Annotated in this window: 6 protein-coding genes; 1 reads left to right on the forward strand and 5 read right to left on the reverse strand. The window is 44.9% G+C overall.

Annotated features, from left to right (window positions below):
* The 4 genes from BUA53_RS20545 to BUA53_RS20560 form a co-directional block, all read right to left on the reverse strand.
* The coding region (locus BUA53_RS20545) for a transposase (protein WP_175546132.1) at positions 1 to 299 on the reverse strand (299 nt) is incomplete at its 3' end.
* A 135-nt stretch (positions 300 to 434) separates the two neighbouring features.
* Complete coding sequence (locus tag BUA53_RS20550) at positions 435 to 1,520, reverse strand: Gfo/Idh/MocA family protein (RefSeq protein WP_072837276.1); 1,086 nt, start codon at positions 1,518 to 1,520, stop codon at positions 435 to 437.
* A gap of 800 nt (positions 1,521 to 2,320) precedes the next feature.
* Entirely contained in the window at positions 2,321 to 4,705 is a 2,385-nt protein-coding gene (locus BUA53_RS20555) for a hypothetical protein (protein WP_072837277.1), read from the reverse strand.
* A 184-nt stretch (positions 4,706 to 4,889) separates the two neighbouring features.
* Entirely contained in the window at positions 4,890 to 5,297 is a 408-nt protein-coding gene (locus BUA53_RS20560) for a fasciclin domain-containing protein (RefSeq protein ID WP_072837278.1), read from the reverse strand.
* Positions 5,298 to 5,610: 313 nt separating this feature from the next.
* On the opposite strand from BUA53_RS20560, the gene BUA53_RS20565 reads away from it, so the two are divergent.
* On the forward strand, positions 5,611 to 5,964 hold the full coding sequence (locus tag BUA53_RS20565; protein ID WP_072837279.1) for a YciI family protein: 354 nt from the start codon (positions 5,611 to 5,613) through the stop codon (positions 5,962 to 5,964).
* 518 nt (positions 5,965 to 6,482) lie between these two features.
* Here the strand turns inward: BUA53_RS20565 and BUA53_RS20570 are convergent.
* Positions 6,483 to 6,799: transposase (locus BUA53_RS20570; protein ID WP_139256539.1), on the reverse strand; the 317-nt coding region annotated here is incomplete at its 5' end.

Consider the following 6,799-nt stretch of genomic DNA (forward strand, 5'->3'; position numbering starts at 1 on the left):
CGTTGTCTTTTGCCTATCGTTTGAGGCTCGAAGGTGGAATTACGGTCGCGGGGCGAAAAAATATCAAAGCCGCCTAACGAGCTTTGAATATTTTTTTGTGCGTGGCCATTACGCCGGTTCTTTTCTGTTTTGCGTGTTTCACTTAGGTGAGCATCCAGTTCCCCTTCCAACGAAGCTTCTAAAATGTGCTTTAAAAGCGGGGTAAATACTCCATCTGATCCGGTAAAAGGCTTTCCTGAACGAAGCTGCTCACCAGCCTGGTGAACAAAAGCTTCAAAATCAAACTTCTTTTCTTCCATGGCAATATCAATTTAAGAAATTATAAATTGACACACTTGGATGAGCATACTCAAATGCTTCAATCAGGCATGAATAACTGTCATGTTATCTTCTTTGTGAAACTTTGCGCCTTAGCGACTTTGCGGCGAATTCTTCTAGCTCCGATTCCCGACTAACTCCACCACTCTTCCCGTTCTTACCGATTCATCACAGGCGAAGGCGATGCGCAGGCTGTTAACTGCATCTTCCATGTGATCACTGAGGTCCAGGTCATCCCGGATAGCCTTTTCAAAATACAATTGCTCGCGGTTGCACAATTCCTGGTGACTGGGTTCGTCTTCCAGGTTTATCCATTCATCGGGATGGGTAAACTCGTTTTGTTTATTGATCATGGCGTGATGAAGGCGTATGGATTCTGTTTTGGTGTGCGATGCTACCGAATCCGATTGACCCGAACCTCCTGCTTCTTTGGCCACTATGGAAACAGCACCCCTGGGACCTATTACATCCTTTATAAAAAAAGCGGTTTCGCTGATCATGGGTCCCCACCCGGCTTCATACCAGCCCACAGATCCATCCTCAAACCTGATCTGCAACTGCCCGTAATTATAATTGCCGGCAGGAATATCATCTGTTAGCCTGGCGCCGATAGCCGATACCTGCAGGGGCCTGGAGCGTGTCATCTGGCACATAACATCAATGTAATGCACGCCACAGTCAACGATGGGGCTGAGGCTTTTCATTAAATTCTGGTGCACTGTCCACATGTTGCCATGACTTTGTTGATTCAGGTTCATGCGCATGACAAGAGGTTTACCCAGTTGCTGCGCTAATTGTATGAAACGTTGCCAGGAAGGATGATGACGAAGGATATAGCCAACTACCAGTTTTTTCCCTGCTTTATTTGCAGCTTTTACAACACGTTCAGCACCTGGAACACTGTCAGCTACAGGCTTTTCCATGAACACATGACAGCCCTGTTCCAATGCAAGCATGGCAAAGCTTTCATGGGTGTCGGGATAGGTTGAAATGCAAACCGCATCAGGCTTCGTTAGATTAAGTGCTTCTTCATAGCTTTCAAAAACCGGGTAGTTCCCTCCCAGTGCTTTATTGAGCAGCACCTTGCTGTTACCTCTTGCTACCAGGCCACAAATATCAAATCCTGGCAGCTCATGATAAGCCCTTGCATGCGAAGCGCCCATATTACCACAACCCACAACCAATACGTTAATTGTATTCATACATGAATGATTGAACTAAAAATAGTAAGAAGCTCCAAACAAAGTACTCACTGGCGCAGAATATGTTAGATTTAAAACCTGGTATTTTGCCCTATGCGTTTTATCTACCAATATTGAAAAGCCATCTAATTGAATAGGGTATAGTTCTAGTTGGCACTCCAATTCTCCTCATCAATCCATTTAATCCTACTATTCTTAGTTCTCCATTAAACCTTTCCCTTCGCTTTCCTTCAAACCCGTCTGCTCTTTGTCCATTCGTTATTCACAGACATTGTACTAAGACGAGGCCGGATCTTTATCCGGCCTCTTTGTTTGGCCGGAAGATCTTCCCTGCCCTACAGGTTACCTCTTTCTATATCTCGACGGCGTATTGTATGTTTTCTATTTCATTATGTAAATAGTAAATTAAATATCAAACACCTACCTACCCCTTGAGCATATCGTATCCTATTGTTCTACGGTTTTAAGAATCACCCGGGGTCCCCCTGGCTAACTCGCAAGCTCAAAAGGGTAGACCCCAGGTGTAGAGTCTTTCCTTTTAAACTTAAACTTTTTTCCGTGCTCCCAGGTGTCGTTCTGCCTCAGTGGCTTTCCTTTCATAAGTCATCCGAAATTCCCTGTTCTATTGTTCTGCGGTTCATCCTCTCTCTCCTTGTCAACCTGTCAACATTTCAACTTCTCATTTCCTTCATCATTCGATATTCCTTGTTTGACATTCAACATTCTCTTTGTGCCTCTTTGTGCCTTGGAGCCTTTGTGGCACTTCTTCTCCTCAATAATCCTCTCCAATCCTGCCAATCTTATTTCTCGTCTTCCAGCACCACCTCCACCCTCATCGCCTTCAGCCCCTTAATGCCCTGCAACTCTTCCAGTTCCAGCATCTCCAGGCCTTCTTTCAGTATCTTTTTCTTTTGCAGGAACAGTATATATTCCCTGTATTCATCTGCCTCTTTCTGGTTAGAATACACCAGTGCTATCTTTCCTGGCTGGGTCAGGCGTTCGCCTGTATCCCGTATCAATGCCTTATCCAGTCTTTTCTTGATGATCTCGTAACGCACATTATAGGAGCCCTCCACGTCAAAGCGGCGTTCGTCCCTGCGAAAGCTGATGGCGATAGGCTGGCTTTGCACCAGGATCAGCTGTGTCGTCAGCAGGGGGATCTTCAATGATGGCAACAGTCTGTGTGTTTTTACTGTCGCACTGGCCATGCATTTCAATTGCCATAATCGGATGTTCCTGAGATAGAAAAGATCAAATGTCCTGGCAGGGAATATGGACTGGCCGATATAGATATTGTATTCAATGCCATCAGTGCGGTATTTCTCAAAATAGTGAGGATAGGCTTGCTGAATGGACTCCTGTTCTTTTTCAAGGCAGTGCATCACCGTTGTGTTGATCTGCACCAGGCTTTCTTCATAATCCAGCCTGTTCTTATACAGGGGGCCACTGGTATTTTTCACCAGGGTAAAGTAATTATCAATCACTGGTGCCGCCAGCATATAATTGGTTTGTAAATGCTGGAATAAGGGTTCCAGTTCCTGGTGCAGGTATTCATTCACGCAGATCTCTTCTTCCGCTGTCAATGCATTTTCCAGGGAGGCAAGGAAGTTGTCGTTTTTAAATGCCAGCCCTTCCAGCAGGGGCAGCTGCAGCAGGCTTTGTAGTCCGTTCAAAATGGTTTGCACCAGTTCCAGTTGAGCCTTCAGGTCTTTTTGAATGGCCAGGCTGCGCTGGTTCGATGAGTTGCGGATATCAATGGCGCCATAAAGCGGGTACACATTTTCAAACACTACCTGGCAACGGAGGGGTTCAGTAGAATTCTTTCGCAAATGGTCCCAGGCCACCTCGGCAAACTTCCATTCCACTGATTGTTGCAAGGCAGTAAACTTTTCCTTGATCAGGTGATCAATGCGAACCTGGAAATTATCCCTGCATTTCAGTAGTGCCAGTGATAACAGTGGAATGGCAGGCTCCAGCTTGTCCACAGTATCGTGGGTAAGCAGACCTTTCACTGGCGATGCCAGTTCCAGCACACCTATCAGGCCATCGCTGTTTTGTATGGGGTAATTTAAAAAGCTATGGATGCCCTGTTTGTAAATATGTCCCATGAAGGGTGCAAGCTCCAGCATCTCTTCTCCCAGGTTACTGACGGCTAACGGTGCAGGGTATTCGCGCAGGAAACCCGTGTACATACGAAACTGCGGAAGGCTTTCAGGATCATCATTCAGCCACTGCTGCATTACCAGGCCATGTTGACCGGTGGCTTCATCCAGCACATACTGGTCGTTGATCTTTACAAAGGGCGCCAGTCCTACTTCCACGTCATCAAGGCCTACAAGGGTCTTCACCGATCTTTTCAAACCGCTGATGGCGGCGGCATCAGATACATTTCCATGAAGCAGGATCTTCTTGATGGTTTCCAGCGATTCGGTTAGTGTTACATCTTCTGCTACCCACACGGCAAACCCTTCGGCCTTGAATAGGTGCAGAGGCATGGTGGCCAGTTGTTTCTCAAGGTCAAGAATGCGGAAGGTATTCAGGCACACCGCACAGTCATGTATGGGTGGCAATTCTCCCTGCAACTTCAACTGTATAAAGCGACGATCATAATGGATGCGGTAGTAACGCATCATGCCCGTTTTCGGATCTGCAACGGGATACACTAACTCCGGTTTTTCATTAAGCTTGATACCATAAAAGGTCTCAAGCACCTGGTCATACACAAGGGAGCACTGGATCGCTTTCAGTTGCGCGTGGTTCACACCTTCCGGTAACAGCAATTCTGTTTCATTGGGATCAAAGAACAATTGCCTGAACTGGTCGGAGTAATAAAATACACTCAGTTTGTAAGGTGGTGCCAGGGCATAGTTGCTTTTTTCCTGGTTGTCCACTATGGGAAATAAAGAAGTGCTCAGTAATTCCATCAGGCCTTCCTGGTCCTGCAATACTGCAGGATCCTGGATGCTGGAAAGTAAATGGGGCTGGTTCTCAAACTGCTTTACCAGGTAGTTGTATAATTGTTCGCGGGCTCCGGAAACAAAGGAGCGTTTTTCTTTTAAGTAATTGATAAATGGCTGGAAAGAAATAGCACTATCCAGTGAGGGCAGGTTGCCTGTCATCCGTTTCTCAGCTGCAAGCAGCTTCGATTTCCTGGAAGATTTTAATACAGGTATTTCATCCAGCATACCAATGGTTTTCGCTGACTCAAAGGTGGAGGAGAAGCAATAATAAAGTTACAAATTCGGTCGTGTATTCAGCACCAAATCTTTACCCGTACAGGGTTTGAAGCAGGTAAGGAGAGCCATAAAAAGCCCGTTGCTGTGCAGGCAACGGGCTACAAACAAAAGCTGAACAATATTGAGTAGGGAATTAATTCGCTAATACCGTATCCAGTGAATGGATCACACCATTGGTAGTGGCCACATCACTATGATGGATCTCGATGCCATTAAGTGATACTGTTCCGTTGATGATCTCTACGGACAATTCCTTGCCATTTGCCGTTTTCAGTTTATCGCCATGCGTCATGTCTTTGACGTTGATCTTTCCTATCACCAGGTGATGGTTCAGCAGGTCAGCCAGTTGTTCTTTTTGTGCCGGCTCCAGCAGGTGTGCTATTGCACCGCTTTCCATTTTGGCAAAAGCTTCGTCTGAAGGAGCGAAAAAAGTGAAGGGTCCTTGTGTGCTCAGCCTTTGGCTAAGACCTGATGCCAGGATGCCCTTCTTTAAAGTGGTCATATGCTTATCAGTAAATATAACCTGTGTGATGTATGACATGAATAGTATTTATGTGCAGGTAGCATTACCCGTACCTGTGTAAGGTAGCCTTATTAACCCACCCGGGGTGTTAATGGCTTGCTTTCGTTGACTGGAAGCGTTGATGCCGCGAAAAGTTGAAATAGTGGGTAATGACACCTTAAGGACAAGGAGGAAGTAGTTAACATAAGATGAGGTTATGTCGGAATACCCAGGCATTTATAAAAGCTTTATTGCCCTGGTAAAAAAGAATTTTCTCAAACTTTGTCCAATAGATAAGCATTCGATTGTTATAGAGAAGTAACCATTTTCTATAACCATTAAAACAAAAACAATGGAACAATACGCATTGATCTTCAGGCACCAGGATGGTAAAAAAGTAGCCTCGCCCGAACAGATACAGGTATGGATGAAGCAAACCATGGATTGGATAGGTGGCATTGCTGCCAAGGGCAAATTTGTCAGTGGCACTGGTCTTCCCTTTGAAGAAGCTAAGGTGGTGCACCACAATAACATGGTGACCAATGGACCTTTTGGCGATATCAAGGAAACACTGGGAGGCTTTGTGATTGTAAAAGCCGATAGCGTGGAAGAAGCAGTTGAATTTGCAAAAGGTTCACCTGTTTTGCAGGGCGAAGGCAATACAGTCGAGGTGAGAAAGATCGCAAAGGATGATGGGGTGCACTGAGGGAAGTTGATAAGTTGAAAGGTTGACAGGTTAACAGGTTAAAAGGTTGACAAGGAGGGAGAAGGATGAACCGTAGAACAATAGAATATGCAATATCGAATGATGGAGTGGATTAGGTGGGATAGACTTCATTATAGCTGTCTGTTTTTAGCGCATTCAAAATTTTCAATGCACAATACTCAATGCTCAATTTTCAAGGGAGAGAACTAAGATTGGCAGGATTGAGGAGGATTATGGAGGAGAAAGAATACCACAGATTCCTGACTCATCTGACGCTCATGTTGGCGTCCCCGCCAACCTGATAAAACGTGATAAGGATTTATTCTCAGAATTGCATGGATATCGCTCGTTGGCGTCCGGCCAACAGAGGCTGGTAGAATATTGAATAATAGAACAAGATATATCGCAGATTGGCTTGATTGGAGAGGATTAATGAGGAGAAATAACTTTAAAAAGTTTCTTCCAGCTAAAAAGCAAAACCAAAAATCAGAAACAGCGGTTATGCTCAATTAACTGTGTCATTTTTTTAATAGTCTGTCTCCAAAATAGTTCATCAGTTCAGTTCTAACGGTTGACCATCCAAACATTTGTCCATGCCACTTGGTATTTGCATTTATGGTAGCCAGGTATATTTGTTTTACGATGGCATCTTCACTGCTAAAGGCTCCCTTTGTTTTAGTAACCTTTCTAACCATACGGTGATAGCTCTCAATGGGATTGGTGGTATAGATGATCTTTCTGATGGCTGGTGTGTAATCGAAGAACCTCGATAGCCTGTCCCAATTAGCTCGCCAGCTTTTAAAGACTATACTGTATTTGCCTGCCCATTTCTGTT

Origin of the sequence: Flavisolibacter ginsengisoli DSM 18119 (assembly GCF_900129295.1) — a bacterium.
Lineage (GTDB): Bacteria > Bacteroidota > Bacteroidia > Chitinophagales > Chitinophagaceae > Flavisolibacter > Flavisolibacter ginsengisoli.

What these genes read in the sequence shown, in the direction of transcription:
- BUA53_RS20550 (WP_072837276.1), bottom strand. Translation starts at nt 1,520, where the DNA reads ATGAATACAATTAACGTATTGGTTGTGGGTTGTGGTAATATGGGCGCT.
- BUA53_RS20555 (WP_072837277.1), bottom strand. Translation starts at nt 4,705, where the DNA reads ATGCTGGATGAAATACCTGTATTAAAATCTTCCAGGAAATCGAAGCTG.
- BUA53_RS20560 (WP_072837278.1), bottom strand. Translation starts at nt 5,297, where the DNA reads ATGTCATACATCACACAGGTTATATTTACTGATAAGCATATGACCACT.
- BUA53_RS20565 (WP_072837279.1), top strand. Translation starts at nt 5,611, where the DNA reads ATGGAACAATACGCATTGATCTTCAGGCACCAGGATGGTAAAAAAGTA.